This window comes from Amphritea sp. (assembly GCF_016744155.1).
Taxonomy (GTDB): Bacteria; Pseudomonadota; Gammaproteobacteria; order Pseudomonadales; family Balneatricaceae; genus Amphritea.
Genome location: NZ_JADGEW010000004.1, coordinates 144,712 through 170,556, shown reverse-complemented (window position 1 = coordinate 170,556; position 25,845 = coordinate 144,712). Strand labels below are relative to the sequence as shown.

27 protein-coding genes are annotated in these 25,845 nt (G+C 46.1%); 14 read left to right on the top strand and 13 right to left on the bottom strand.

Annotated features, from left to right (window positions below):
* Nucleotide 1 precedes the first annotated feature (1 nt).
* Nucleotides 2-568, bottom strand: a complete 567-nt coding sequence (locus QZZ54_RS05630; protein WP_290700031.1) for a hypothetical protein — start codon at nucleotides 566-568, stop codon at nucleotides 2-4.
* Between the two features lie 201 nt (nucleotides 569-769).
* Here QZZ54_RS05630 and QZZ54_RS05625 point away from each other — a divergent pair, with 201 nt between their 5' ends.
* From QZZ54_RS05625 to hpaD, 3 genes are all read left to right on the top strand, one after another.
* Complete coding sequence (locus tag QZZ54_RS05625; protein WP_290700028.1) at nucleotides 770-1,645, top strand: DMT family transporter; 876 nt, start codon at nucleotides 770-772, stop codon at nucleotides 1,643-1,645.
* 78 nt (nucleotides 1,646-1,723) lie between these two features.
* Nucleotides 1,724-2,161 (top strand): homoprotocatechuate degradation operon regulator HpaR, encoded by a 438-nt coding sequence (gene hpaR, locus QZZ54_RS05620; RefSeq protein WP_290700026.1) that lies wholly within the window; start codon nucleotides 1,724-1,726, stop codon nucleotides 2,159-2,161.
* Between the two features lie 370 nt (nucleotides 2,162-2,531).
* Entirely contained in the window at nucleotides 2,532-3,383 is an 852-nt protein-coding gene (gene hpaD / locus QZZ54_RS05615) for a 3,4-dihydroxyphenylacetate 2,3-dioxygenase (protein ID WP_290700025.1), read from the top strand.
* Nucleotides 3,384-3,458: 75 nt separating this feature from the next.
* On the opposite strand, the gene QZZ54_RS05610 is transcribed toward hpaD, so the two are convergent.
* Nucleotides 3,459-4,922 carry an NAD-dependent succinate-semialdehyde dehydrogenase gene (locus QZZ54_RS05610; protein ID WP_290700022.1) on the bottom strand — a complete coding sequence of 488 codons (1,464 nt, stop codon included), beginning with the start codon at nucleotides 4,920-4,922 and terminating at the stop codon, nucleotides 3,459-3,461.
* Between the two features lie 363 nt (nucleotides 4,923-5,285).
* On the opposite strand from QZZ54_RS05610, the gene QZZ54_RS05605 reads away from it, so the two are divergent.
* The 10 genes from QZZ54_RS05605 (at nucleotide 5,286) to QZZ54_RS05560 (ending at nucleotide 17,162) form a co-directional block, all read left to right on the top strand.
* Complete coding sequence (locus tag QZZ54_RS05605) at nucleotides 5,286-6,554, top strand: hypothetical protein (RefSeq protein WP_290700019.1); 1,269 nt, start codon at nucleotides 5,286-5,288, stop codon at nucleotides 6,552-6,554.
* A 72-nt stretch (nucleotides 6,555-6,626) separates the two neighbouring features.
* A complete protein-coding gene (locus QZZ54_RS05600) occupies nucleotides 6,627-8,039 on the top strand; it encodes an aldehyde dehydrogenase family protein (protein ID WP_290700016.1) in 1,413 nt (470 codons plus the stop codon).
* A 65-nt stretch (nucleotides 8,040-8,104) separates the two neighbouring features.
* The gene (tyrS, locus tag QZZ54_RS05595) at nucleotides 8,105-9,391 is read left to right on the top strand and encodes a tyrosine--tRNA ligase (RefSeq protein WP_290700014.1); all 1,287 of its coding nucleotides are present in this window, start codon (nucleotides 8,105-8,107) and stop codon (nucleotides 9,389-9,391) included.
* A gap of 455 nt (nucleotides 9,392-9,846) precedes the next feature.
* A complete protein-coding gene (locus QZZ54_RS05590; protein WP_290700012.1) occupies nucleotides 9,847-10,329 on the top strand; it encodes a universal stress protein in 483 nt (160 codons plus the stop codon).
* A 27-nt stretch (nucleotides 10,330-10,356) separates the two neighbouring features.
* Nucleotides 10,357-11,304, top strand: coding sequence for a tripartite tricarboxylate transporter substrate binding protein (locus QZZ54_RS05585; protein ID WP_290700010.1), 948 nt, complete (start codon nucleotides 10,357-10,359; stop codon nucleotides 11,302-11,304).
* Nucleotides 11,305-11,387: 83 nt separating this feature from the next.
* Nucleotides 11,388-11,954: a hypothetical protein gene (locus QZZ54_RS05580; protein WP_290700008.1), complete on the top strand. Its 567-nt coding sequence runs from the start codon at nucleotides 11,388-11,390 to the stop codon at nucleotides 11,952-11,954.
* Between the two features lie 14 nt (nucleotides 11,955-11,968).
* Nucleotides 11,969-13,444, top strand: coding sequence for a tripartite tricarboxylate transporter permease (locus QZZ54_RS05575; protein ID WP_290700005.1), 1,476 nt, complete (start codon nucleotides 11,969-11,971; stop codon nucleotides 13,442-13,444).
* 163 nt (nucleotides 13,445-13,607) lie between these two features.
* On the top strand, nucleotides 13,608-14,318 hold the full coding sequence (locus QZZ54_RS05570; RefSeq protein WP_290700002.1) for a LuxR C-terminal-related transcriptional regulator: 711 nt from the start codon (nucleotides 13,608-13,610) through the stop codon (nucleotides 14,316-14,318).
* A gap of 187 nt (nucleotides 14,319-14,505) precedes the next feature.
* Nucleotides 14,506-15,846 (top strand): aminotransferase class III-fold pyridoxal phosphate-dependent enzyme, encoded by a 1,341-nt coding sequence (locus QZZ54_RS05565; protein ID WP_290699999.1) that lies wholly within the window; start codon nucleotides 14,506-14,508, stop codon nucleotides 15,844-15,846.
* Nucleotides 15,847-15,965: 119 nt separating this feature from the next.
* Entirely contained in the window at nucleotides 15,966-17,162 is a 1,197-nt protein-coding gene (locus tag QZZ54_RS05560) for a multidrug effflux MFS transporter (RefSeq protein WP_290699995.1), read from the top strand.
* Between the two features lie 117 nt (nucleotides 17,163-17,279).
* Here the strand turns inward: QZZ54_RS05560 and QZZ54_RS05555 are convergent, their stop codons facing one another.
* The 5 genes from QZZ54_RS05555 to QZZ54_RS05535 all read right to left on the bottom strand — a co-directional run bounded on the left by QZZ54_RS05555 (nucleotide 17,280) and on the right by QZZ54_RS05535 (nucleotide 19,791).
* Entirely contained in the window at nucleotides 17,280-17,798 is a 519-nt protein-coding gene (locus tag QZZ54_RS05555) for a DinB family protein (protein WP_290699992.1), read from the bottom strand.
* 44 nt (nucleotides 17,799-17,842) lie between these two features.
* On the bottom strand, nucleotides 17,843-18,151 hold the full coding sequence (locus QZZ54_RS05550; RefSeq protein ID WP_290699990.1) for a DUF1272 domain-containing protein: 309 nt from the start codon (nucleotides 18,149-18,151) through the stop codon (nucleotides 17,843-17,845).
* Nucleotides 18,152-18,413: 262 nt separating this feature from the next.
* A complete protein-coding gene (locus tag QZZ54_RS05545) occupies nucleotides 18,414-18,746 on the bottom strand; it encodes a YnfA family protein (protein WP_290699988.1) in 333 nt (110 codons plus the stop codon).
* 94 nt (nucleotides 18,747-18,840) lie between these two features.
* Nucleotides 18,841-19,317, bottom strand: coding sequence for a hypothetical protein (locus tag QZZ54_RS05540; protein ID WP_290699985.1), 477 nt, complete (start codon nucleotides 19,315-19,317; stop codon nucleotides 18,841-18,843).
* Between the two features lie 21 nt (nucleotides 19,318-19,338).
* On the bottom strand, nucleotides 19,339-19,791 hold the full coding sequence (locus QZZ54_RS05535; protein ID WP_290699982.1) for a DUF302 domain-containing protein: 453 nt from the start codon (nucleotides 19,789-19,791) through the stop codon (nucleotides 19,339-19,341).
* A 239-nt stretch (nucleotides 19,792-20,030) separates the two neighbouring features.
* On the opposite strand from QZZ54_RS05535, the gene QZZ54_RS05530 reads away from it, so the two are divergent.
* Nucleotides 20,031-20,198: a hypothetical protein gene (locus QZZ54_RS05530; protein ID WP_290699980.1), complete on the top strand. Its 168-nt coding sequence runs from the start codon at nucleotides 20,031-20,033 to the stop codon at nucleotides 20,196-20,198.
* A 120-nt stretch (nucleotides 20,199-20,318) separates the two neighbouring features.
* Here the strand turns inward: QZZ54_RS05530 and QZZ54_RS05525 are convergent, their stop codons facing one another.
* From QZZ54_RS05525 to QZZ54_RS05500, 6 genes are all read right to left on the bottom strand, one after another.
* The gene (locus QZZ54_RS05525; protein ID WP_290699977.1) at nucleotides 20,319-21,152 is read right to left on the bottom strand and encodes a mechanosensitive ion channel domain-containing protein; all 834 of its coding nucleotides are present in this window, start codon (nucleotides 21,150-21,152) and stop codon (nucleotides 20,319-20,321) included.
* Between the two features lie 255 nt (nucleotides 21,153-21,407).
* On the bottom strand, nucleotides 21,408-21,926 hold the full coding sequence (locus tag QZZ54_RS05520) for a GNAT family N-acetyltransferase (RefSeq protein WP_290699974.1): 519 nt from the start codon (nucleotides 21,924-21,926) through the stop codon (nucleotides 21,408-21,410).
* Between the two features lie 209 nt (nucleotides 21,927-22,135).
* A complete protein-coding gene (locus tag QZZ54_RS05515; RefSeq protein ID WP_290699972.1) occupies nucleotides 22,136-22,525 on the bottom strand; it encodes a 5-carboxymethyl-2-hydroxymuconate Delta-isomerase in 390 nt (129 codons plus the stop codon).
* A 240-nt stretch (nucleotides 22,526-22,765) separates the two neighbouring features.
* Nucleotides 22,766-24,286, bottom strand: coding sequence for a 5-carboxymethyl-2-hydroxymuconate semialdehyde dehydrogenase (hpaE, locus tag QZZ54_RS05510; protein WP_290699969.1), 1,521 nt, complete (start codon nucleotides 24,284-24,286; stop codon nucleotides 22,766-22,768).
* Between the two features lie 11 nt (nucleotides 24,287-24,297).
* Nucleotides 24,298-25,083, bottom strand: a complete 786-nt coding sequence (locus tag QZZ54_RS05505; protein WP_290699966.1) for a fumarylacetoacetate hydrolase family protein — start codon at nucleotides 25,081-25,083, stop codon at nucleotides 24,298-24,300.
* 15 nt (nucleotides 25,084-25,098) lie between these two features.
* The gene (locus QZZ54_RS05500) at nucleotides 25,099-25,740 is read right to left on the bottom strand and encodes a fumarylacetoacetate hydrolase family protein (protein WP_290699963.1); all 642 of its coding nucleotides are present in this window, start codon (nucleotides 25,738-25,740) and stop codon (nucleotides 25,099-25,101) included.
* Between the last annotated feature and the right edge of the window lie 105 nt (nucleotides 25,741-25,845).

Below are 25,845 nucleotides of genomic sequence, written 5' to 3'. Positions count from 1 at the left end.
TTTAGCGAATTTCAAGATAAGGCAGCCAGCGTTTTTCCAGGTCAGCTTCATCAACATCAAATTCTTCAATCGGCGGAGTAGTCAGGTCATCCGGGGGCGACGCCAACATATTCAGATCAAGGGAGTGAGCAACCCCACGTAGCCCTTGTTCTGTTACTTCCATTCGGTAATAAATACCATTCCAGAAATTCGCACCAAAAGCATCAAGCTTCTTAAACATGAACAACAAATCATGTTCCAGCCAGCGCATATCTTCAGCACTGACGGTTCTCGGTTGCTTATAAGGGTATGGAATAAAGCACCACAACTCGGGGCCCTCAAGACACTTCATCTCTTTCATTGAAAGAAAATAATCTTTAAATAGGTGATGATCGAGGGTGATTTTATACTGGTATAGACCGGCCTCTAAAGCGGTAAATTCAATATCACCTATTTCCTTCTCCTGACCATCTGTCTGTTGCAGATAGAGCTGTTTAATTCCAGAACTCAACTCCATTGACCAGAGCGTTGTACTGGAAACAACCAGTGAAATAGTAAATGTTAAGCGCAATATGAATCTCTTCATCATCAATCTCCAAAATCATTGATTCCAGTTTAGGAGTTGAAAACAGAAGCACTATGATACTTCCGTACTGTTTTCGCGAGATGTTAACAAAGCCAAAGAGTTTGTTAGTGCCGTCCTATGTCGCTGTAAGAACTGTTGTTTACCGGGAATACAGATACAATGCCCAAACTTCAACGCCCTCGTTATATTCGGTGTGTGAAGTCCATGAACTCTATGACTCGCCTGAAGAGCACCGATATGAACGCTGAATACCTGAAGGGATTTCTATTAACAGCACTGGGAGTGCTGGTACTAAGCTTTGATGCCCTGTTGATACGTTTAGTCGATGTGGAGTCTTTCAGTCTACTGTTCTGGCGAGGGCTGCTAATGAGCCTGATGGTTGCTCTCTGGTGCAGATACCGACACCCAGGAAGACCTTTATTCTACCGGGACGGAGCGAGTATCCGCTCAGCCCTGCTATACGCCCTCAGCTCAATATTCTTCGTGACCGCCATAAACTATACCTCAGTCGCTAATGTACTCGTGATTATCAGTGCTCAACCACTGTTTGCAGCACTTACCGCCAGGCTGTTTATCGGCGAAAAATCCTCGCCCATCACCTGGGCCGCCATTATCATTTGTATGTTTGGCATCGGCTGGGTAATGAAAGATTCATGGTCAGCCCCAAGTCTTACCGGTGATCTCTTAGCCCTCTGTTGTGCCTTGTCGCTGTCGGCAAAGTTCGTCAATGACCGCGCAGTCAAACATCGAGATATGACTCCAGCATTGATCACCGGTGGGCTTTTCATTGCTCTAGCCAGCCTGTTTAATGCATCTCCTTTTGCATTGTCCGGTTCAGACTGGGCCTGGATGCTATTGCTCTGCGTTATCATCATCCCGACTGCATTCATTTTAATTACCCTGGGGCCCACAAGAATTACAGCGGCCGAAGTGGGTATGCTGATGCTACTGGAAACAGTTTTTGGCCCCCTACTCGTCTGGCTGTTTCTAAGTGAAGCACCCACCTCTGCAGCCCTACAGGGAGGCGGACTAGTGATTGGCACATTGCTGCTTCACGGTTATATAAAATGGCGTCACTAAGCTATAAGTGAAAAAAAAGTTTGCATCGCCACCGATGAATCGTAAGAATAGGTAAAAAGCTCTACAAAAGAACACCCTATGCGAAAATTTGAAGACTCTTTACCCTTACAACTCCTCAAAGCCCGAGAAGCAACGATGACATTTTTCCGTCCTCTGCTTCAAGAGAACAATATTACGGAGCAACAGTGGCGTGTTCTCCGTGCCCTGAGAGCTTTCGGTGAATTGGAGTCTAAGCAGCTAGCAGATCATTGCTGTATCCTGAGCCCAAGCCTGACAGGTATCATAAAGCGACTGGAACAACAGGACTACATCACCCGCAAAAAGTCAGAAGAGGATCAGCGTCGTACTCTGATACGCCTAACTGATAAATCCCAGGTGCTGTTCGAACGCCTCAGCCCCGATGTTGAAGCGAAATACAAAAAGTTTACCGACCTCTACGGAACCGAGAAGCTGGCGGTTCTTTCCCAGCTGTTAAAAGAACTGACTGAGCTAGAATCCAATATAAAGGATAGCTAACGCCAGTAAAACAAGAGAGAGCACTCTCAGGTTTATCCTTCAACCTTCAGTTACGCTCTCTCTATTAGTAATCCTACACTTAGCTATATTTCTATACTCTAGCGGGTTAAAAAGCATCACAACATTCCTCTTTGCTATAACCCTCTTCATGCAACTTTTTCCTACAGACTGTTCCCTCTACCTATAACGCCTCCCTAACAAAAGTTATCTTTCAGTGATCTGAATCATGTAAACAGCAGTGCTCTTTGACAATAGCTAGAAGACTAACTAATCTTACTAATAGTTAATATGTTAACTAAAATAAGACTCTGTGTGCAGGCTCTATGCCTGCCCTTCAAACATACTTATAAGAATCAAATGAGGTAAGACCATGGGCGAAATTGTACTGGCAGCTAAAATCACTCACGTGCCAACAATGTTATTATCCGAACGGCCAGGCCCCTTGGAAGGCACTCGTCAGCAAGCGATCGATGGTCACAAAGAGATCGCACGTCGTGCACGCGAAGCCGGCGCAGATACCGTCGTGGTACTTGATACCCACTGGCTGGTGAATAACGGATACCATGTTAATGCCCGAGATCATTTCAAAGGTGTTTATACCAGTAATGAATTCCCTCACTTCATCCAGAATCTCGAGTATGAATATAACGGTGATTCTAAACTAGGTGATCTGATAGCTGAGAAAGCAACAGCGAAAGGTGTTTACACCCTTTCTCATCAAGTTGAGTCTCTTGATCTCGAATATGGCACGCTGGTACCTATGCGCTATATGAACCCAGAAGGTGACCTGAAAGTTGTTTCTGTTGCTGGTTGGTGCACCGTTCACAGCATTGAATCCTCCAGACTTCTCGGTGAAGCAATCCGTGAAGCGATTGAGGCTAGTGATAACAAAGTACTGCTACTTGCTTCAGGCTCTCTGTCCCACGAGATATGGAACAATGATGAGTATGCAGCAAACAACGGCACTTTTACCATATCTAAAGAGTTTAACCGACAGGTCGACCTGCGTGTTCTGGAACTCTGGGACAAAGGTGAAATGAGCACTTTCATCAAGATGCTTCCAGAGTATGCAGCTCTCTGCCATGGTGAAGGCGGTATGCATGATACAGCGATGTTGTTAGGTGCCCTTGGCTGGGACAAGTACGAAGGAAGGGGCGAGCTTATCGGCGAATACTTCCCAAGTTCAGGTACCGGTCAGGCGAACGTCGTCTTCAGTCTCTGATTTATCGGCAATAAAAAAGGAGTCCTTAAGGACTCCTTTTTTTATGCAGCAACTTAAGCAGTAGTATTCAGGCAATTAGCGCTGAAGACCACCGATACAGATGTATTTAGTTTCCAGGTAATCATCTAAGCCATACTTAGAACCTTCACGACCCTGACCTGACTCTTTCACTCCACCGAATGGAATAACCTCAGAACTGATTGAAGTTTCATTTACCCCAACCATACCGTATTCAATACCTTCAGAAACGCGCCAGATACGACCGACATTCTCGGTATACACATAAGCGGCCAGACCAAACTCTGTATCGTTAGCCATCGAAATAGCCTGTTCTTCAGTGCTGAACTTAAAGACAGGAGCAACCGGTCCAAAAATCTCTTCAGAGAAGATACTCATGTTGTCATCTACATTGGTCAGAATAGTTGGCTCATAGAAGCAGTTACCCAAAACTGAAGGCTTACCACCGGTGACAACATTCGCCCCCTGCTTGACCGCGTTCTGAACGATATTATCGATATCACCCAAGGCTTTTTTAGACACAACAGGACCGTGGGTAGTCTCTGCATCAAAGCCAAGTCCGAGACGGAAATCATTTACCGCCGCTGCAAATTTTTCGACGAAAGCATCATAGATACCTTCCTGAACCAACAATCGATTAGCACAGATGCAGGTCTGGCCTGAGTTACGGTATTTAGACACCAGAGCGCCTTTAACCGCCAGATCAAGATCTGCATCATCAAAGATAATAACCGGAGCGTTACCACCCAACTCCATTGATGTACGCTTTACTGTATCCGCACACTGCTTCATCAGTAGCTTGCCAACCGGAGTCGACCCGGTAAAAGTCAGCTTTTTAACCACCGGATTAGAGGTCATCTCGCCGCCAACCTTTGAAGACTGAGAGCTCGGTAGTACGCTGAACAAGCCCGCAGGCAAACCAGCCCGATTAGCTAGCTCGACCAACGATAGCGCTGAAAGAGGCGTCTCAGCTGCAGGCTTCAACACAATCGCACAACCTGCCGCCAGTGCTGGAGCAGCCTTACGGGTAATCATCGCGTTCGGAAAATTCCAGGGCGTAATGGCAGCAACAACGCCTACAGGCTGTTTAATCACAATACTACGACGATCATTAGAAGACGGCAGTACATCGCCGTATACCCGCTTACCCTCTTCTGCAAACCATTTCAGGTAAGAAGCACCGTATAGCACCTCACCTTTAGATTCAAAAACCGGCTTACCCTGTTCAAGGGTCATGATAGCCGCCAGATCATCAATGTTTTCAATAATCAGTGCATGCCAGCGCTCCAGAATTTCTGAACGCTGCCCGGCAGGTAAAGCTTTCCACTCAATCATTGCAGAATCCGCTGCGGCAATAGCACGTGCAGTCTCTGGCTGGCCAACACTAGCCACCTCGGCAATAGCATCACCAGTAGCAGGGTTCATAACAGTAAAGGTTTCGCCGGCATCGCCATCAACCCACTGCCCATCTATAAACGCCTGAGTTTTCAGCAACGAGGAATCATTCAGTTCTAATTTCATAGCTATCTCTTCTAACGTTGTCGGGCAGTTCAACCCGTTTATTATGGACTATACTCTATTAGAATTTAGTTAATAAGTTAAGTACTTTTTTGAAGCATGGCTGTATTGATATAAGAAATCCCTCGAAAGTAAGTTATAAATTTACTATTTGACCCGCTGTAATGTCGTTTTTTTATTAAAAGATTCCCGCTTGAAAAGATTAAATTACTACTCTATCCCCCCCTATTTCTTTAGATCAACCATATGGTTGATTACTTTCGGCCTGGATTACGGGTCGAATAAGATCCAGTTGGTTTGGTTATCTACCCCCTTCAATAACCACTCCGGCCAAAAAAAATAAAGAATCCCTGGAGGATCATGTCGATGACACAACACTTAAAACAAAAGCTCTCTGCTGTAGCGCTGGGTTCAGCCATTGCCCTGGCATCAGGCTCCGCATCTGCTTACAACCTTTACAGTGAAAACGGTTCTGAACTGAACCTGGATATCGAAGCTGTTGTAGGCACGTTCAGCAGCGATGAAAACTATTTCGGTAAAACGGGTAACGGTTCCAGCTGGCAAGAAGGCTATCTCAAAGCCGGCTTCAGCGGCAGTCATGCCCTAAGTGAAGTAAATTCTTTATACGGTGGACTTAACTTCGTTTCTTCAGGCACCTGGGGTGACGGTGATGCCGGCGGAAATACTGACGGTAGCGAACGTCGTACTGCAGTAGAGGACGCCTTCATTGGTTTCCGCACGGATATGCTAGACCTGTCTTTTGGTCGCCAGAATTTCTCCATTGGTGACGGATTTCTTATCAATGGTGATGCATTAAACCTGGGTGAGGGTGTGTTCCCTGACTCTAACCGCGGCGGCGCATATTGGTTAGCAGCCCGTAAAGCATTTAACCAAACCGCGATTGCACGTATTGGTGGCGAAGATGGCCTGCGCGGCGACCTTTTCTATCTTGAATCAGACAATACGGCGCAGTCTGAAGTAGAGCTTGGCGGTGCAAACATTGAGTATGTTACTGAAACGGGTACTTTCGGTGCGACATACATTAAAGGTCTTGATGCTGTCGACAATGCCAAGCGTGATGGGCAGAAGACTGTCAGCGTTCGTTTTCAGGGTAATGCCGGTGTCGAAAACCTGTTCCTGTCAGCCGAGTATGCTGACCAGTCACAGGGCGACAACTCTGATGACGCAAATGCATGGTATGCCGAAGCCGGCTGGACCTTTTCTGACGTAGCCTGGGCGCCACAGCTAACTTATCGTTACACGAAGTATGAAGAGAACTTTGACTCGCTGTTCTTTGGCTTTAATCGTGGTTACGGCACCTGGTTCCAGGGTGAAGTTGCATCTAATTATGCAGGGCCATTTGGCTCATCTGCCACTATCCAGCACCTTGCCGTAAAAGCATCCCCAACGGAAATGCTATCTGTCGGTGCGCTGTATTTTGATTTCAGCGATTCAACCACGTTTGGTGCTAACTCCGATGGACACGAGATAGACCTTTATGCTGAATGGGTTGTGACTGACCATCTGATCATTAGCCCTCTGATTGGTATCTACTCACCAGACAATGGTAATCAGACTCAGAATACCTCTTCAGATAATTTCTACGCTCAGGTTATCGCGATCGTACCGTTCTAATAAATGGGTAATACCCTTATAAAAAATAGAGCCCTGCTTATGCAGGGCTCACTTGTCTCTAGGAGAACTAAGATGCTGAACTCTTTCGCACTCACTATTAATGGCGAACAAGTAGCCGGTGCCGCCGGTAACTTCGATGTTATTAACCCTGCTACTGAAACCGTAACTGCAGCGGCTCCTCTCGCCTCTATTGAACAACTTGATCAAGCCGTTACTGCAGCAACCAACGCTTTTAAAACCTGGCAACATACATCAAATGAAGAACGCCAGTCACTGATGCACAAGATTGCAGACTCGATAGAAGCCAATGCCAACGAACTGGCGGAGATCATCGTACTGGAACAGGGTAAACCTATGTTTCTTGCCCAGGCTGAAGTCGGCGGTGCTGTTGCCTGGACTCGCTATAATGCAGAGTTGGTGATACCCGTAAAAATCATTGAAGATAGCGAACACAAACGTATTGAGGCTCACCACAAGCCACTGGGTGTTGTCGCCTCAATCACTCCCTGGAACTGGCCTTTGATGATCGCTATCTGGCATATTATGCCTGCGCTCAGAACCGGAAATACGGTTGTCTGCAAGCCTTCAGAATTTACCCCGTTAAATACACTCAGACTGGTAGAACTGATCAACGAAATACTTCCTGCCGGCGTTGTAAACGTAGTCACAGGTCAGGCAGATATCGGCGGAGCTATTAGTAGCCATCCCGGCATCAGCAAAATAGTTTTTACCGGTTCAACCCCTACCGGCCAGCGAATTATGAGCAGCGCAGCGACAAATCTTAAGCGCCTGACGTTAGAACTTGGCGGCAATGATGCAGCAATCGTATTACCAGATGCTGATGTTGATGCTATTGCTGAGGCTATCTTCCAGACCGCATTCCTCAATATGGGCCAGACCTGTGCTGCACTGAAACGCCTCTATGTTCATGATGATATCTATGATGCTCTGTGCAACAAACTTTCTGATATTGCCCAGGCGCAAGTTGTTGGTAATGGCATGGAAGCCGGTGTGAATTTCGGACCCATACAGAACGTAAATCAGTTCAACATTGTCAACGATCTGGTCGAAGATGCTAAAGCTAATGGCGCTAGAATTCTATGTGGAGGCGAGGCTCTTAAAGGCCCTGGCTACTTCTATCCACCAACCATCGTTGCAGATATCAGCGACGGTACCCGTCTTGTAGATGAAGAACAGTTCGGTCCAGTACTACCCGTAATCCGCTATACCGATGTTGAAGATGCACTGGCCCGCGCCAACTCAGCCAGTGTTGGCCTGGGTGGTTCAGTTTGGTCCGCCAACATCGAACAGGCTACTGAAATAGCCAGCAAGCTTGAGTGCGGCACCGCATGGATCAATGGACACGCGGAAGTATTACCCCACGCTCCCTTCGGCGGCTGCAAAATGTCCGGTTTCGGTGTCGAGTTCGGCGAAGAAGGCATGCTTGAATATACCTGCATGCAAGTCCTCAACATTAACAAGTAAACCCTTGTCTGTAGGGGGTATATATCTACCCCCATTTTCTTCAATACCTATAAAACAAAATAGCCATGACACACTCCCCCCTTCTTAACGATCTAAGAGACCGCGGTCTTATCGCCCAGCAGAGCGGCGATAACGAGCGGCTAGATAAGCACCTTGAACAAACACGAACCCTTTATTGTGGCTTTGATCCCACAGCTGACAGCCTGCACATCGGCCATCTTGTACCACTATTAATGCTTAAACGGTTTCAATTGGCCGGTCACAGCCCCGTAGCATTGATAGGCGGTGCAACAGGAATGATTGGTGACCCCAGTTTTAAAGCAACGGAAAGAAGCCTGAATACCGTTGAAACTATAGATTTCTGGATCGACAGTATCAGCACTCAGCTAAAAAAATACCTGGATTTTGATACTCCTGACAATCCAGCGACTATCGCTAATAACAGCGATTGGATGGGCTCGATGGATATCATGAGTTTTCTGCGTGACATCGGTAAGCATTTCTCCGTTAACTCAATGATTAACAAAGAATCTGTGCGCCAGCGTATAGAGCGGCCAGATCAGGGAATATCCTTTACTGAATTTTCCTACAGTCTTTTGCAGTCTTATGATTTCGCCCAGCTTAACCGCACTAAACAGTGCACTCTGCAGATTGGCGGTAATGATCAGTGGGGCAATATTACTGCCGGTATTGATCTGACCAGGCGCCTGAATAGCAAGCAAGTGTTCGGCATGACCCTACCGCTGATAACTAAAGCCGATGGTACAAAGTTTGGTAAAACTGAGTCCGGTGCAATATGGCTAGATCCGCGAAAGACCTCCCCCTATAGCTTCTATCAGTTCTGGATCAATACAGCCGACGCTGATGTTTACCGTTTTCTGAAGTACTACACCTTTTTATCCCTTCCTGAAATTGAAGAGATTGAACGACTAGACCAGACAAGCGGGGCAAAACCTCAAGCCCAGAAAGCTCTAGCAGAACAGATGACGCTTCTGGTTCACGGTGAAACTTCACTGCAACAAGCAAGGCGCATTTCCGATGCACTTTTCAGCGGCAGTCTTAATCAGCTCACTGCGGAAGAGTTTCAGCAGCTAGAACAGGATGGGCTACCCACCTCAGAGCTCACTGCTGAGATGAGCATTACCGATCTTCTGGTGAAATCGGAACTGGCAAGCTCACGCCGTCAAGCCAGAGAGTTTGTATCGGCAGGTGCAGTCCAGGTTAACGGAGAGACCGTCACAGATAATGAGCAACGCCTGACAGGCAATACCGCTTTGCACGACCGATACCTACTCGTTCGCAGAGGTAAAAAACACTTTCATCTGGGCTGTATGGATAACGATAATCAATAATATAAGCCGATCAACCCTTTGGCTGATACCGGCTACAGACGCTAACTGATTTAATTTACTGGTCTGTTGCACTGGCTCTACAGACTGTCTTCCAAAACTATGCAGATCTCTTTATCTGTATCTCCAGTGGTTTTGGATCCTCTCTCTTCTCAAGAAGAGTTTTCGGGGCTTACGCAAGTAAGCTCTTTTTTTTTATCTTTTTATAATATCCCCATCACCTGGTTGATAGCGACTGACCATACGGCACTGCTCTGATAGCAACTAGGCTCAACTGTTTAGCTAACATCAAATTATGCTTCTGCCCATCATTGCGGTTCACCTTTCAAGCTTTAGTAGCAGGCTTTTTTATCCTTTTTCTTTCTCCCTCAGATCATAGTCAACCATACGGTTGATATTAAGCCAGGAGGTTTTGCTCTGTAATGAATAACAAGAGATACGCAGCCGGATAAATAATTATGCTACCTGAGATCAATACCATTCTGTACGCCAGTGATATCAGTGAAGGCAGTCGCCCTGCATTTCGTATGGCCGTAAAACAAGCCATCAACAACGATGCACGAATAGTTTTTATTCATGTAATGGAACCGATGAACGATTTCATCGAAGATTTTTTACCCGAAAGCGCTACCGCTAAACATAAGCATCAGCTGATAGAAAGCTTCAAGTTAAAAATTGGCCAGCGTATAGAAGAGTTTCTTGCCAGCGAACTGGAAGCTGACTTTGAGCTTCCATATCCACCAGAGATACAGGTATCTCCGGGAAAGCCCGCTCAGGTAATCATGCAGGCAGCCAAAAAGCTTAACGCCAGCATGATAATCATGGGCGATCGCGAAAGCTCGTCAGCAGCCAGAATCTTTCTCGGCTCAACCGCTCAAAAAGTCATTCATAACAGTGAAATACCTGTACTGATTGTTCCATTGAAAAAGAACAGCAAATAAAACTAAGATATACCCAGAGGAAAGTTCATGAAAAATATAATAAAAGTATGCGCTATTGCGGCACTGGTTAGCGCCCCGTTTATCAGTTCTATCACTGTCGCTGCTGATTATCCTAATCGCCCTGTGAAATTTGTAGTCCCCTGGCCTCCTGGTGATCTAGAAGATATTCTGACGCGTAAGATTGCTGAAGAGATGTCCAAAGAAACAGGCAAACCTGCTTCTGTTGTTAACAAAGCTGGCGGTGCCGGTATTCTCGGTGCCAGATATGTTGCAAGCGCTCGAGCTGACGGACTGACTATCGGTTCATTTGTTGCTGACATCTTAACGACTCATCTGCTGTCTGGTAATGCTCCCTACGAAAAAGACACTTTTGAGCCTGTTGGCATCTTCCTGGATTATCCTTTTGTTCTGGCAACCAAGACGGATTCACCGTACAACAACATGAAAGAACTAGCCGAGTTCTCTCAGAACAACAAAGTATCTCTCGGGCACTTTGGCTACATGGCACTGCCGACCGCCATCACATTTAAAGCAGCTAAACAGGCAGGTATCACCTTTTCGTCTGATGCGGCCTTTGATGCTAACGATTGCTCAACTCTGGCAAATGGAGATGCCGACGTAATCAACACGACAACTCAGTTAATCCTGGCATGCCTTAATTCTGGTGAAGTAAAACTGTTGACTTCCCTGACCCGTGATCGCCTGAGTATTGCTCCGGATGTTGCCACTCTGAATGAGCAAACAGGTATTAGTCTAACAACCTGGAATGGTCTGTTTGTTAAGAAAGGAACCTCTGAAGAGATTAAGCAACGTATCGCGGAGATCGCCCAGAAGGCTCTTGCAGATGAGCAAGCGACAGAGTTAAGCAAAACCACCGGTGCTGGTATCTTCTGGATTGGCGGAAAAGACGCAAAGAAAATTGTTGCAGACGACTATGAAGCTGCTAAGTCACTGTTAGACTTTATGAAAGAGTAATCTTTTCTCTATATTGCAGCGGCCTAACAGGCTGCTGCAATGCTTGTTGGTGATATTCCTAATAATAACAAACGGTACCAATTATGAGCAGCCAACCTCTAAATTCAAGCCTCAGTAAAACAGATGAACCTGCCACGTATAAGCACTATGGTATCTACTGGTTTATCCTCGCAGGAGCCCTGCTTCTTTTATTTCTACTACCGATCGAAACCCCCTGGGTTAACACCAAGCGAGGTTGGTTTATTCAACCCATGTTTGGCTCTTCACTGGGAATTCTGCTGGTAGCAATATTTTCTGCTGTACGTGTTATGGAATCGGTCAAAAGTGGCTACCTAAGAGACCTTAAACCTCTCGACAGACTGATAGATACCCTCAGTAGTTATCGCACGGCTCTGTTCTCTGCACTGCTGTTCTTTCTCTATATAAACACCCTCTCAGTTTTAGGCTTTGTGCTATCCACTCTGATATTTATCCTCACTTTGCTATGGCTAAGCAGATTGTTTGAACGCACATGGGTCTTGGCTTCGCTGTTCACCATAACAGTGATGGTTCTAATATTTCGTGTTGGCTTAAGTGTCTGGTTACCCGATGTGTGGCTTTATAGCCTGCTACCGGATACCTGGACTGATTTTGCTAACCAATACCTGTAATTCATGAGTCTGCTATGGAAATCCTGTATTTAGGTTTACAAGAGGTCGGCACACTAAATGTGATGCTGGCAATTATTATTGGTGCACTGATCGGCGTAACCATCGGGTCAATTCCGGGACTTGAGCCGGCCGGCGTCATTGCAATTCTATTACCCCTAAGCTTTTCAATGGAGCCGCTGGCGGGTGTTTCTCTCCTGTTAGGCGTTTATGGTGGTGCATGGTATGGCGGTGCTATTCCCGCCATACTGATGAATACACCCGGCACCCCGGTAGCGGTTCTAACGACATACGATGGCTACCCGATGACTTTGCGCGGGGAAGGTAAAAAAGCCCTTTCTATCGCTTACACATCGTCCTTCGTTGGCGGAATAATCAGTGTCTTGTCGTTAGTTTTGCTGGCACCTATGCTGTCTCAGGTTGCCCGGCTTTTTGGCTCGGCTGAATTTGCAATGCTGTCTGCGCTGGGCATGATCTTTGTTGTTCTGGCTCATCGAAAGCACGTTGTGGAAGCTGCAATGATGCTGGGTCTGGGAATATTCCTGGGGACCATTGGCATTGATCGCTCATTCAGCACTCAGGTCTACACCTTCCATCAGGAATGGTTGCTAAACGGTATTCCGCTTGTCCCTGCCGTTATCGGTCTGTTTGCTATGTCTCAGGCTTTTATTCTTTTATCTGCCCGTGGCAATGACTCAAGCGTAACCAAGCTGGAAGGTGATGGTCTATTTTCAGGATTTTTCGTACTTCTTAAGCATAAAATAACGGTCATTCGCTCAGCTGCGCTGGGTGTGGTGATGGGACTCCTACCCGGTGTAGGTGAATTTGGATCTCAATTTTTCTCCTACACACTAGCCCAAAAATTCTCTAAGACTCCTGAGAAATTTGGCGATGGAGCACCTGAAGGACTGATTGCGTCGGAAACATCTAACAACGCCGTCACCGCTTCCGTGTTGATTCCGTTGCTAGCCTTTGGAATTCCTGCTGATGCCTTAATGGCAATGCTGTTAGCCGTCTTTATGGTACATAATTATGTCCCTGGCCCCACACTGTTTGCTGAACGTCCTGAGTTTATATCGGGACTGTACATCTCACTGTTTTTGATGAACATCGTAGTCTTTGTTTATCTATCTTTTGCTACTAAGTGGATCGTTAATCTCACCCGAATCCGGGGACGCTTCATCGGTGCCTTTATTCTGGTACTGGGATTTATCGGCAGCTACAGTCAGAATTATCAATTCTCCGACGCGTTAATAGCGCTGGGGTTCGGCGTATTTGGGTACTTCCTGAAAAAGAACGATATTCCACCGGTACCTATCATTCTCGGTCTGGTTCTTGGCCCGGTATTCCTGACTCGTTTCAGTCAGGCAATGGGCGTAGCAAATGGCGACCTGAGCATATTTATCAACCGGCCTATAAGCCTGACTCTTCTGTCGATGATCATTCTATCCATCGCTGTCTATCTATGGAGTAATCGCCCTAAAGTCAGTTAGGTGCTTACAATATATCCTGGTACCGCTGACGCTAAATAGCTTCAGCGGTACCATATAGGAGCGGAGAGATTTGACTATAGTATTATAGTTAACATATTAAGTTGTTAATGACTTTGAATTAACGTATCTTGTTTTATTGATCATAAAACAAGCAGGTCAGTTTATGAAATCAACCGATACCATCTACCCTGCCGGCCTATATAATTTTCAGGATGAGTGCATGGGACTCCTGACCGGTGTACTTAACGCATCTAAAGCGGCTTCCTACCTTATCGACAATCAAAAAAAGCCGATCTGTTACAAAACATGGCAGCTCCAACCTGCAATGCACCGTGAATATCTCGAAAAATTTCAAAAGATAGACCCTCTACATCCTACCCAGTTTGTAGAAAATCATGATGCAACGGTAGTCAAGATGAACGACCTGGTATCCTCACAAGAACGTTATAGCCATCCCTACTACAAAGATTTCATTTCACCCTGGGGCGTGCAGGATATCGTAGAGCTGTTTCTGCGCGTTGATGACAAACTGGTTGCAGGTTTTGCCCTGTTTATCTCTAAACAACAGCCCGAAATACTTCTTGAAGATCTGCGAAAAGCGGAGAAGCTGCATAAATTTATGCAATTCTCGCTCGAACAAACGCTGGTTACACCGAAACATAATCAATTTGAAGAATTCTGTAACAACTTCCAGCTTACCCCGAAAGAGCGCATGGTGGTGGAACTGGTTAGCCAGGGGTTACCGAACAAAACAATCGCGTCTAATCTGCACTGTAGCCTTGCGACTATCAAAACCCACCTACAGCATATCTTTTACAAAACGGGTGTTAATAGCAAGACTGAAATAACCTCTCAGTTATATAACCAACACTGACACTCTTACCCCCTCAAGGATGAGGTTACCTCCAATACTCCCCCTCGGTATCAACCTTCTGGTTGATACACACTCCGCTTGATCAATTCATAATTAATCTATGCCCGTAGCAGTGATAACCTCTTACACTTTGATACCTGTTGTATTGCTGCGGATCTGAAAACAAGAAACATCCGGAGCTATTCTTATGAGTGAAAATAAAAAAACGTTATGGAACCCGATGGTACATCCAGGCGTTCCTGGTTCACATAGTTCTCTTGAAATTGTAAAAGGTGATGGCAACTATGTTCAGAACCGTGAAGGCGACTGGCTGGTTGATGGCGTTGGCGGCTTATGGAATGTTAATGTTGGACATAATCGTACTGAAGTAAAAGACGCTATTAAAAACCAGCTGGATGAACTGGAATATTTCCAGATCTTCGATGGTGTCACTCACCCCCGTGTAAAAGAACTTTCCGATCTGATTATTGATATGACCAAACCGGAAGGTATGGCGCGTGTAATGTTCAGCTCTGGTGGATCTGATGCGGTAGAAACCGCACTGAAAATTTCTCGTCAGTATTGGAAAGCCACCGGCCAGGCACAACGTTATAAGTTTATCTCACTAAAGCAAGGCTATCACGGCGTTCACTTTGGCGGAGCCTCTGTCAACGGTAACACCGTATTCCGTACTAACTATGAACCTGTACTGCCAGGCTGTGTCCATATCGATGCACCATGGTTATACCGCAACCCATGGAACTGCGAAAATCCTGAAGAGCTGGGTCACTTATGTGCTAAGCAATTAGAAGCAGAGATCATCTTCCAGGGTCCCGAAACTGTTGCGGCTTTCATCGCTGAGCCCGTTCAAGGCGCCGGTGGCGTAATCGTTCCTCCGGCTAACTACTGGCCTCTTATCCGTGAGGTTTGTGATAAGTACGGGGTTCTCCTCATCGCTGACGAAGTGGTAACTGGCTTTGGGCGTACCGGCAACATGTTCGGTGTACGTGGCTGGGGCGTTGCTGCTGATATTCAGTGCTTTGCCAAAGGCATTAACTCTGGCTATATCCCTCTCGGCGCAACAGTGGTCAACGAGCGAGTCGCTAAGGGGATCGAGAGCTGCGAAAACTTCAGTGGTGCAGTTATGCATGGTTACACTTACTCAGGTCATCCGGTCGCCTGTGCTTCCGCGCTTGCTTCTTTGAAAATTGTTAAGGATGAAGACCTACCAGGCAACGCTGGAATTCAGGGTAAAGACTTATTAAACAAGCTGACGAACGCACTAAGTGACTTCCCATCTGTCGGCGAAGTTCGCGGTAAAGGCTTGATGGTTGCAATTGATCTGGTGGTTGATAAGAAAACTCGTGAGCCCGTTAATCCTATGGACGGTTTTGCTAACCAAATCGCTGCTGTAGCCTTAAAAGAGGGAGTTATCGCTCGTCCAGTCGGCACAAAAATCATCCTCTCCCCACCTCTGACCGTGGGTACAGAAGAAGTAAACAAGATAGTTTCAGCTCTGCTGGCAGGCTTTACTGAAGTTGATCGTTAACATCATTACCCTCCTTTAGACCTTCTGAGACCGCCAGTTCTGCTGGCGGTCTCATCTTCATCGGTGTATTCTGTTAACTTATTAAGTATTTTTAAGTTACCGAACGATACTCTTCCAATATGCCGAATTCCATCCACAGTACTAGCGCTCAAATTAAGACCCCTGTCGCGCTTTTAGCCGGAATGGCGATCGCCAGCCCAGTGGCACTGAACCTCTATGCGCCTGTGATGCCTGTGTTAGCTGAACAGTTCAACACCAGCTCTTTTACTATTCAACTGGGTTTTACTTTCTATCTGCTTACACTAGCTATAGGCCAGCTGATCAGTGGCCCTTTAGCCGACCGTTATGGCCGACGTCCCGTGTTCTTTTGGGGTTTTCTGTTACATATTGTCGGTGGTCTTCTTGGCGCTTTCGCCTTTGAGGTCTGGCATCTCTTGTTTGCACGAATTCTTCAGGCTGCCGGTGGATGTACCGGTATGCTTTTAGCCAGAAGCATTATTCTCGAGCAGCACGGTAAGGACAAAGCCGCGGGAATGCTAGGTTATGTCACTATGGGTATCGCTACTGCACAAGCGCTGGCTCCTACCATTGGCGGCTACCTTAATCTCGCAGTCGGATGGCAATCCGTTTTTTGGGTATCAATGGGACTCGGCACCATCGTCTGGTTGGGCGCGCTATTTACTCTACCCGAATCCTCTGCGACTAAATCTAATACGGGTAGCCTGTTACAAAGCTTCACGCGTTACGGCACGGTGCTCTCGTCCAAAAATTATATATTCTGCGCTCTGTCAGCGACGATGATCGCTTCCGGATTTTTCGTCTTTATGACCAGCGCCCCTTTTTTGGTATCAGAACTCCTTGATGGAAACTCTGCTGATTATGGTAACTGGTTTCTACTCGTCGCCGGAGGTTTCTGGCTGGGAAGTCTTACCGCTGGAAAAGTATCGGCTAAGGTGGGTACCCGCAAAATGATGTTGCTGGGTAATAGCATTTCGGGTGCTGGGGCTCTGTTAATGCTGGTTCTGTTTATGCTCGCACCTTTTAGTTTTCTAGCCCTGTTTGTACCTATGTCTCTCTATACTTACGGGCGTGGATTGAGTCAGCCAAGTGCGCAAGCGACCGCTATCTCGTCAACCACTGGAGCGGTCGCTACAGCAACCGGAATGCTAGGGTTCTTTCAGCTAACTATCGGTTCTCTGATTGCGCAGCTAACACCTCTACTCATAGAAATCAGCGTAAGTATGCTGCCTTTAGTTCTGGTATGCATGGCTGTCCTTGCAACTCTCTGTGCTATCAAAGGCAGTAGAGGCGAATAGTGTTAACCTCGGGGTTATTTGGCCTACCCAAACAGAAAAGTGTGTAATAAACAAAACCGCCACACCTATCAGGCCCCAGATTGAAAGCAGGACCCATTAACCTTCCTTAGTAAGGTATTAATCCTTTATAAGGTCAGGTATTTCAATTAGCAGATCTGTGACTCCGACATCAATATTTTGTTGATGTAACAACGTACTTATCTGACCTCGGTGATGAGTCTGATGATTGAAAAAATGACTCAGCAGCTCACAAAAATCACGTTCGCAGACCACTCCCTTGGAATTGGCGTAAACTAAGCTTCGGTTAAAATCATCCGTCCTAATCTCCTCATCCAGCCACTGCCTAATAGTTTTATCGACAAATTTACGGGCCTTCACAAGAAGAGCTAACTCAGGATAGAGCGTTTCATCTAAGGCTTTCGGCTTGGGTAAGGCACTTAAACTATTTAAAGACTGGTAACGGTCTGAATGAAGAGCAAAACGGGATAACCAAAGAAGATCACCCACCAGAATATGGTTAAGCGTATCCAGGACCGAGCCGAAAAAAGCTCCATCATCAGCCCTTAACTTCTCAGCATCGAGCTTAGAAGAAGCGGCATACACCTGATCATTCATCCGCAGATTATAATCAGCCATCAATATAAAGTGGTTCCTTAAGTCCATAAAACCCTCCCTAATATCTATCTGTTCTCAGGTTTAATCGACTTTATCGATTCCGAAAAATCACTCAGTTCATAAGCACTATACTGAGTGTGCACTCGTTGCGTGGAGGCTGGATGACTTTGCAAGCCTACGCCAGCTCTGTGTTCTGCTTTTGGTCGTACCGGCCTGGCACAAAAACCACCGCCACAATTAGGGCAAACACTATTAAGCTGTGTATCGACGCAGCTCCGGCAGAAGGTACATTCGTAATTACAGATGTAAGCTTCCATTGAGCCCGGTGGCAGATCTTTATCGCAACACTCGCAATTTGGACGCAGCTGTAACATAGAAGTTCCTCGCTGATCTGTCTTGAAAACTTAACCCACTTCAGATTCTACCGTTCATAAAGCTCAAGTGGCAATTACCCAGATCAATTCCACTTGCTGTTAGCGGGTTCACAACTTCTTCAATGGGCGGCACATTGAATACCAGCAATCGCCCCCTATATCTGGCAGGATTTTCTTGGATATAAAGTTACTCAACGTCTGATAGTCAAAGCTGACGATTTCTGCAGGATGCATACCCGCAATTATATGTATGCCTGAAAACTCAAAGCCCTCTAGGGGCAAACATAATAATTGCCATGCCTGTCAGCGCAATCAGTCCCCCTGCAATATCCCAACCAGTTGGCTTTATACCATCCACCAGCCAAAGCCAGAGCAAGGCGACAAAGACATAGACGCCGCCATAGGCCGCATACACGCGCCCAGCAGCGGTTGGATGCAGAGAGAGCAGCCAGGCAAACAGAGCAAGACTGATCGCTGCAGGCAGCAGTAGCCAGATGCTTTTATCCTGTTTAAGCCAAAGATATGGCAGATAACATCCCACAATCTCTGCTATAGCCGTTAGCAAAAAAAGGGCTACCGTTTTGAGTTCAAACATAAAGTGCTTCGGCTCCATCTGAAGGGCTGATTCGTGGCAGATTAATTAAGAGGTTAACAAACTACATTACAAGCCCCCTTCTTTCAGAGGTACTCTATTGAGTAGCATAAACTCCCTGATATACCGCATAGGCGGTCAGCATTATCACTATTAAAACAGCAGCAATCTCTGGGTGATCCTTACCAAGATCATCCGTAATACCATCACGTTTCGCTTTGGCAAGGTCGTCCGGATGATAAACACCCTTGCGGCAAAACAGAATAGTGACGAAGAACATTCCTGTAACCGCCATAAAAACATGCAGAGTGTATGTAAATGCACTGAGCGCTTCAGGGCTCTCTATATGAATAGCACTCATCCCCAGTATTGATGAACAGGACATCATCGCTATGGCAAACAAATTGATCGGGGTTTTCGACTTTGTAACCGCCATCCAGGCACCACTCATCGGCCCCTTAGATTGAGTCTTCACCTCAGTTGTTTGTGAACACAATGGACATCCGCAGTTAACACAACTGGCTGCCTTATCAGATACTCCGTGACCGCAATCTTCACAATTCATCATCCCCATATTATCTCCTTATCGTCTTAATTATTCCGTTACTGCTGCTTTAGTGATACCTGCCAGTGCCTTACCAACTTTCGCGATAACCGCTTCACAGCCTGAAAGATCATGCCGCTTTGCCAAGTAGGAAAGGTCGTTATACGAGATCCATACCTTAGATTGATCATCCGCCCACACAAGCGCTTTTTGAGGCAGATCTATCGCAATACTTTGCTGACATTTCATCAACGGGCTACCCGCTTTAGGGTTACCAAAAATGATCAGTTCGGTATCACGTAGCTGAATACCCACCTTACCGGCTGCTTCAGAGTGTTTTACCCGATTAAAAACCGTCATACCTTTGTTATTCAATACGTTATTTAATCTGTCTGCTGTTTCTTCAACGCTAAATGGACTCTGAACATTCACCACACCGTCGGCCGCCATCGCAGGCAAACCAATAAACACCATAACCAGTGCGATTTGAGATAGTTTGATCATCATCATTCTCCTGTATTTATAGAAAGTAGTATTCACTGGCATTCAAAGAGTCTGAAACCCGATTAGACCCTATTGAGTCTAGATGCAATTTAAACATTTGTTCAAACCTAGTCACGCAGATGACAGTAGAAGAAGACAAAGCAGGGCCAAGCTGTCCGACTTTACTCAGACATCAGCCTCTGAGAGAGATTAAACTGTTAATGGCAGTTGAAGCGCCTCAGGCGAGCTGAGGACGTGTTATGAGCTCAGTACGTCTGGACAAGTTCCTGATAAAAATATTTGCGATTAAAGATGACAAGAAACCAGACTGTGAAGACCATTACGAGCACACTGCTCTACAACAATTACCAACCAGTTCAAATTTAATACTGGCAACGAACTATCTGGCTGCTTGTGTAAGAAAGTAGATATAGTAAAAAGAGTTAAATTATATGCGCAAAAAAAAAGATTGGCCTGGAACCTTATCAATTTAACTCGAAAGCTAAACCATAACGCCCCAATCCAATCCTTTTCTAGAGTAAAAAATGCTATTTCGCGGTTTCATTCACCACGATAACTTTACGATGTGGGAATGGGATCTCGATATCGTTTTCATTCAGCGCCTTTTTAATTAACTCAGGTACTGAATAGAGCACAGAAAAGTAATGTTCACCTTTACAGAAGGGGCGAACAACAAAATCTACTGAGCTGTCATTCAGAGTACTGACTTCAACAAAGGGTGCCGGTGTCTCAAGAATGTGCGGATGCTTAGCTAATACAGCGTCAATTACTGCGCGTGCAGCATCGGTATTCTCACCGTAAGCAACACCAAAGCTCATATCCACTCCACGAACCTCATAGTGAGAGTGGTTGATGATCTTCTCACCCCAAATTTTACTGTTCGGGATGATAATCTGCTGATGATCAAAGGTTCTCAGGACTGTAGTAAACATGTCGATCTCAGTTACGTTGCCGAAACAGCCACCCGCATCGATATAATCGCCCGCCTTATAAGGTCGGAAAATTAGCAACATCACACCTGCAGCTAAATTAGACAGCGCACCTTGTAGAGCTAGACCTACTGCCAGACCAGCAGCACCCAGTAGCGCAACAATCGACGCGGTCTGTACGCCAAAACGATTGAGTATCGCAATGAAAACAAACGCCAAAATCACGTAACGCGCAAGGCTACTCAAAAAGCGGAACAGCGTATCATCCAGATGCGGACTCTTCTTACTTAGGCCGACAATCATCTTACTTACACTATTTGCTATCCATAAGCCGATAAGCAGAATAACGATAGCTAGCAGGATATTGGTAGCCCAGGCGATAGCCGCCGGAAGGTATTGGTTAATATCTATATTTTCAAAGAGTTCCTGCATGAATCTAATTCCTTATTTTGGATTCGCTGAGTGATAACAGGGCATGCTGACCTGCATATATTATATGGCGCTATCGGTCTGTTGTGTGTCAATAAAGCAGCATCAATGCAGCAATACGTTGTCTTATGGTTAAATAATCAATAGCCATCGTTATCAGACGATTGCCTGACAGCTAGGTATACAATAGCTAAGTCCAACCGGAATCGCCATTATGTAAGCTATCTAAAACAATTAGTTATAAATGACTTACATGATTTATTTGCAGAAAGACCAGCGTATTTCGTAAGTGTAGAAGGTTGTCGAACTATCCGAAGAAGGCTGCCGTATAAACCCTAGCCCTTTGAGTAACTTGGCAGATGGAATATTTTCCTTATCGACACCGCCAATCAACCTGCTGTATCTCCCCTCTTCTTTACTCCATTCGATAAACCCTAACAACAATTCCTTCGCATACCCTACTCCCCAGAAACGTTCGCCGAGTAAATAGCCAATATGAGCATCCCTGTTTTCGCTATAGACAAACACAAGGCCTATAACCTGATCAGGCCCACTTAGCTTCACCACCAATAAACGGCTCTCGCAAAGCATTCGCTCAAACCAAATAGCAGCCTTTTCAATTGAGGTTATTTCATGAAAGTAATCAGGGAGGTTTGCAACAACGGAAGGCGTCAGTATCTTCAAAATATCTGCATAGAGAAGCGCTCTGTCTGACTCAGATATGTTTGTAGAAGCCTCATCCACGCTCAGGCGTGATGTTTCGAATAATCGAGTCACTTGCTTACCCGGTTATAGCATTAGATTCTTAATCTACAACAACTCAATAGTTTTAATATAGTAAAAACATTAGATTTAGTCGTAGGTAAAAATATCCAGACGGTTTGTCAGAGTTCGTAAGCAACAACCGAAACAGGCTTTCGTGAGTTGTATTTGAGGATTAACAGAAAAATGATGCAACCGGCGAAGAAGCCGATTGCAAATAGTATCTACTTCTTCTCGGCGAGCTTCTTATGGATATTGTTCATCCGGTAGTTGCGCTCTGGATGAAGTTCAATAAGCTCAAAGCCAAAACTCATCCAACGACGATCGAAGACAGGTTTCAGACATTCGCTAAAGGCTTCAAACACTTTATCTGATGCCTCTTTAAGCACTTCTGGGCTACGACCAGAACCGACTTTAGCCGTCAGGTGTACGAAGGTATTATCCGGATCACCCTCTCCAACACGAAAATGCTCACAACGAACGGCCCGGGTGCGGATTCCACCGATTGGGAAAACACCTGTTGCGATAGCTGTTGCATTCAGTTTTTCAAAAATCGCCGGGATATCCAGATCATCATCCAGATTGGCAGAGTATTCCATAATGAAATGAGGCATAAATTTTCCTCTATCTAATCAATATAACCAGGTATTAGGCTCACAGATCTTAAAACTAAAAGCTGGCAAAGATTACTCTAAGCCAGCTTCCAACGCCGTATGATTAAGCGCAATAGCTAAGGGTTAAAGCGTAATGAGTGCAGGCTAGACTAGGCAAAAACTGGCGAAGAAGCGGAGCCTACTATTGTAGGTGAGCATTCTGAGCCAGTTTTTAACGCCGTATAGCCAAACGTAATAGCTTTAACGGCCCAGGACAGGAACCTTATGGGTATCATGAGCAATACACACATTCTTAGTTTCCATGTAGAAGTCAAAGCTCCAGTCACCACCGTCACGACCAATACCAGACATCTTAACACCACCGAATGGTGAAGGCAGGTTACGGTTGTTTTCAGAGTTGACCCAAAGCATACCGGCTTCAACTTTATCCGCCATGCGCATTGCGCAGCCAGTATTGCTAGTCCAGATATACCCAGCCAAACCGTAGATAGTATCGTTAGCCAATCGAACAGCATCTTCTTCAGTATCGAATTCGATAGCCGTCAGCACAGGACCAAAAATCTCTTCCTGAGCAATACGCATGCTGTTCTTAGCTTCAACAAACAACGTTGGAGTAACGTAGTTACCCGGACCCATCTCGTCACGCAGCGACTTACCGCCTACTGCAACGGTAGCACCGTCTTGCTTAGCTATATCAAAATAGCCGGTAACTTTCTCGTAGTGACCGGTGTGAACCAGTGGGCCCACTTCAGTCGCAGGGTCCAGTGGATGGCCTACCTTGATGTTAGCAACGCGCTGTTTCAGAGCCGCCAGGAACTTGTCCTTGATACCGCTCTGAACCAGAAGACGGCTGGAGCTAGTGCAGCGCTGGCCATTCAGGCTGTATATCATGAATACGACTGCATCCAGGGCACGGTCAAAGTCAGCATCATCAAAGACAATAACTGGGTTCTTACCACCCAGTTCCAGATGCAGACGCTTCAGTGTTTGTGCTGTCTGAGCCTGAATCAGTTTACCGGTTGCAGAATCACCAACCAGTGCAACCGCTTTGATTGCAGGGTGTTGAGTCAGCGCTTTACCGGCAACAGTTCCGAAACCGTTAACCATGTTCCAGACGCCTTTTGGCAGACCAGCAGCATCAGCACACTCAGCAAGAATAGACGCTGTCAGTGGGCTCAGCTCCGCAGGCTTATGTACGACAGTACAGCCGGCAGCTAGTGCTGGAGCGATCTTCCAGGTAGACAGCATGAATGGCGTGTTCCAAGGCGTGATAACAGCAACAGGACCCAGCGGATTTCGCACGGTGAAGTTGGTGTGCTCAGCCTGGTGTAGTGAGAGACCGTTACGGGCCTCTGGTGCCTGATCCGCGAAGAAACGGAAGTTAGCCGCGCCGCGAACAGCCGCCTGACGCATAAAGCGTAGCGCCTGACCACAGTCCATCGATTCAACCATCGCGATCTCTTCTGCGCGCTTCTCCAGCTCGTCACCCAGACGGTGTAGGATCTTACGACGCTCGGCACCCGGTGTAGCAGCCCAACCCGCAGCGGCAGCAGCAGCGGCTTCACAGGCAGCATTTACATCTGCTTCTGATGCAGCAGCAACTTTACCCAGATAGCTTTGGTCAACAGGTGACGTGTTATCAAAAGTTTCACCGCTACCCAGGGTCCACTCACCGTTGATGTAGTGGCCCAGAGTGTTCTCTTTAAAACGCGCCAGGTAGCCTTCTGCTTTACCGATATTTTCTTGTAGTTGTGCACTCATCAATCTTTACCTCAATACTTATCGCCGTAGAACTCTTGCTCAGAAACAATGTTCGTTACCAGAGCGCCTACTTTTTCAATTTCACAGACAACAGTGTCGCCTGGCTGCATGTCTTTCAGACCTTTAGGAGTACCAGTAGCAATCATATCGCCCGGCTTAAGGGTCATAATTTTACTCAGATATTCCACCAGGAAAGGCAGATCAAAAATAATGTCAGCGGTAGTGCCTTCCTGAGTCAGCTCACCATTTACATGAGTTGTCAGTTTCAGGTCGGAAATATCACCTACGTCATCTTTGTCGATCAACCATGGGCCGATAGGGCAAAGTGAATCTCGGCTCTTAACCCGCAGATTCGGACGGTAGTAGTTTTCAAGATAGTCACGGATAGCAAAGTCATTACAAACGGTGTAACCAGAGATGTAATCCATCGCATCTTCACGGGAGATGTTCTTACCTTCTTTGCCAATGACAGCAACCAGCTCACACTCATAGTGTTGAAACTCGATGTTGTCCGGACGGTAAGAGTTCTCTTTATGACCCGTCAGAGTGTTAGCACCCTTCAGGAATACCAGAGGCTCTGTAGGTGGCGCAAAAGCCAGCTCAGCGGCATGGTCTGCATAGTTCAGACCCAAAGCAAAAATAGTGCCTGGCTCTGCAATAGGAGAAAGCCAGGTAACATCAGCTTCATTAATAAGTTGACCATCAGCTTTAGATTTCAGCTGACCCGTCTCGGAAAAAGAGTCTTCAACTGTTACATCCAGTGTGGAGCCATTAAAAAGTACGCGTGCGTGTTTCATTCTCGTAAGCTCCTCTTAGTTACCAAGTACGTTGTTCAATTTAGTTACACCATCAATCACAGAGCTGACATTGTCACCTTTAGCAACAGGCGCTCGCTGACCTGGGAAACCAACGGCGATCACATCGCCTGGCTGCAGAGTCATGATGTAAGAGATAGTGCTAATCAACTCAGCAACACCACGAACCAACTGAGAAACAGGTGTTTCGTTTACTACGGTACCGTTAACTGACGTAATAACCGTCAATGCCTGTGGATCTGCAATAGATACAACTTCAGCACCGATTGGTGCAGTGGTATCCAGACACTTGCCTTTGATATCAGGGCGATAGTAGTTCTGCTCAACCAGGGAGAAGTCATGAACCAGCGTATAACCTTCAACATAGTCCAGCGCTTCAGCCTGACTTACACGGCAGCACTCTTTACCAAAAACAACAGCCAGAGATGCACCGACAACCATGCTATCAGCACCCTCAGCCCACTCAACAACAGCACCATCAGTGCTCCAGGTGTTATGCGGCTTAAAGTAGAGAACCGGCTGTGTTGGAGCGCCTTTATAAGGAGCTTCAGCGAACTCAGCCTGCATCGCGTTGAACTGCTCAGAATCGTTCAGCGCAACACATACAAGCTTTCCATTAACGATTGGATTTTTAGTCATTTATAAACCTACTAACTCTTTCAAAGTTCTGTTTAAAGTACTCAGTTAAGAGCACTATTTAACCTGCGCTATACAGCGCCCTCTAAAATTACTTTTTTGATTAAC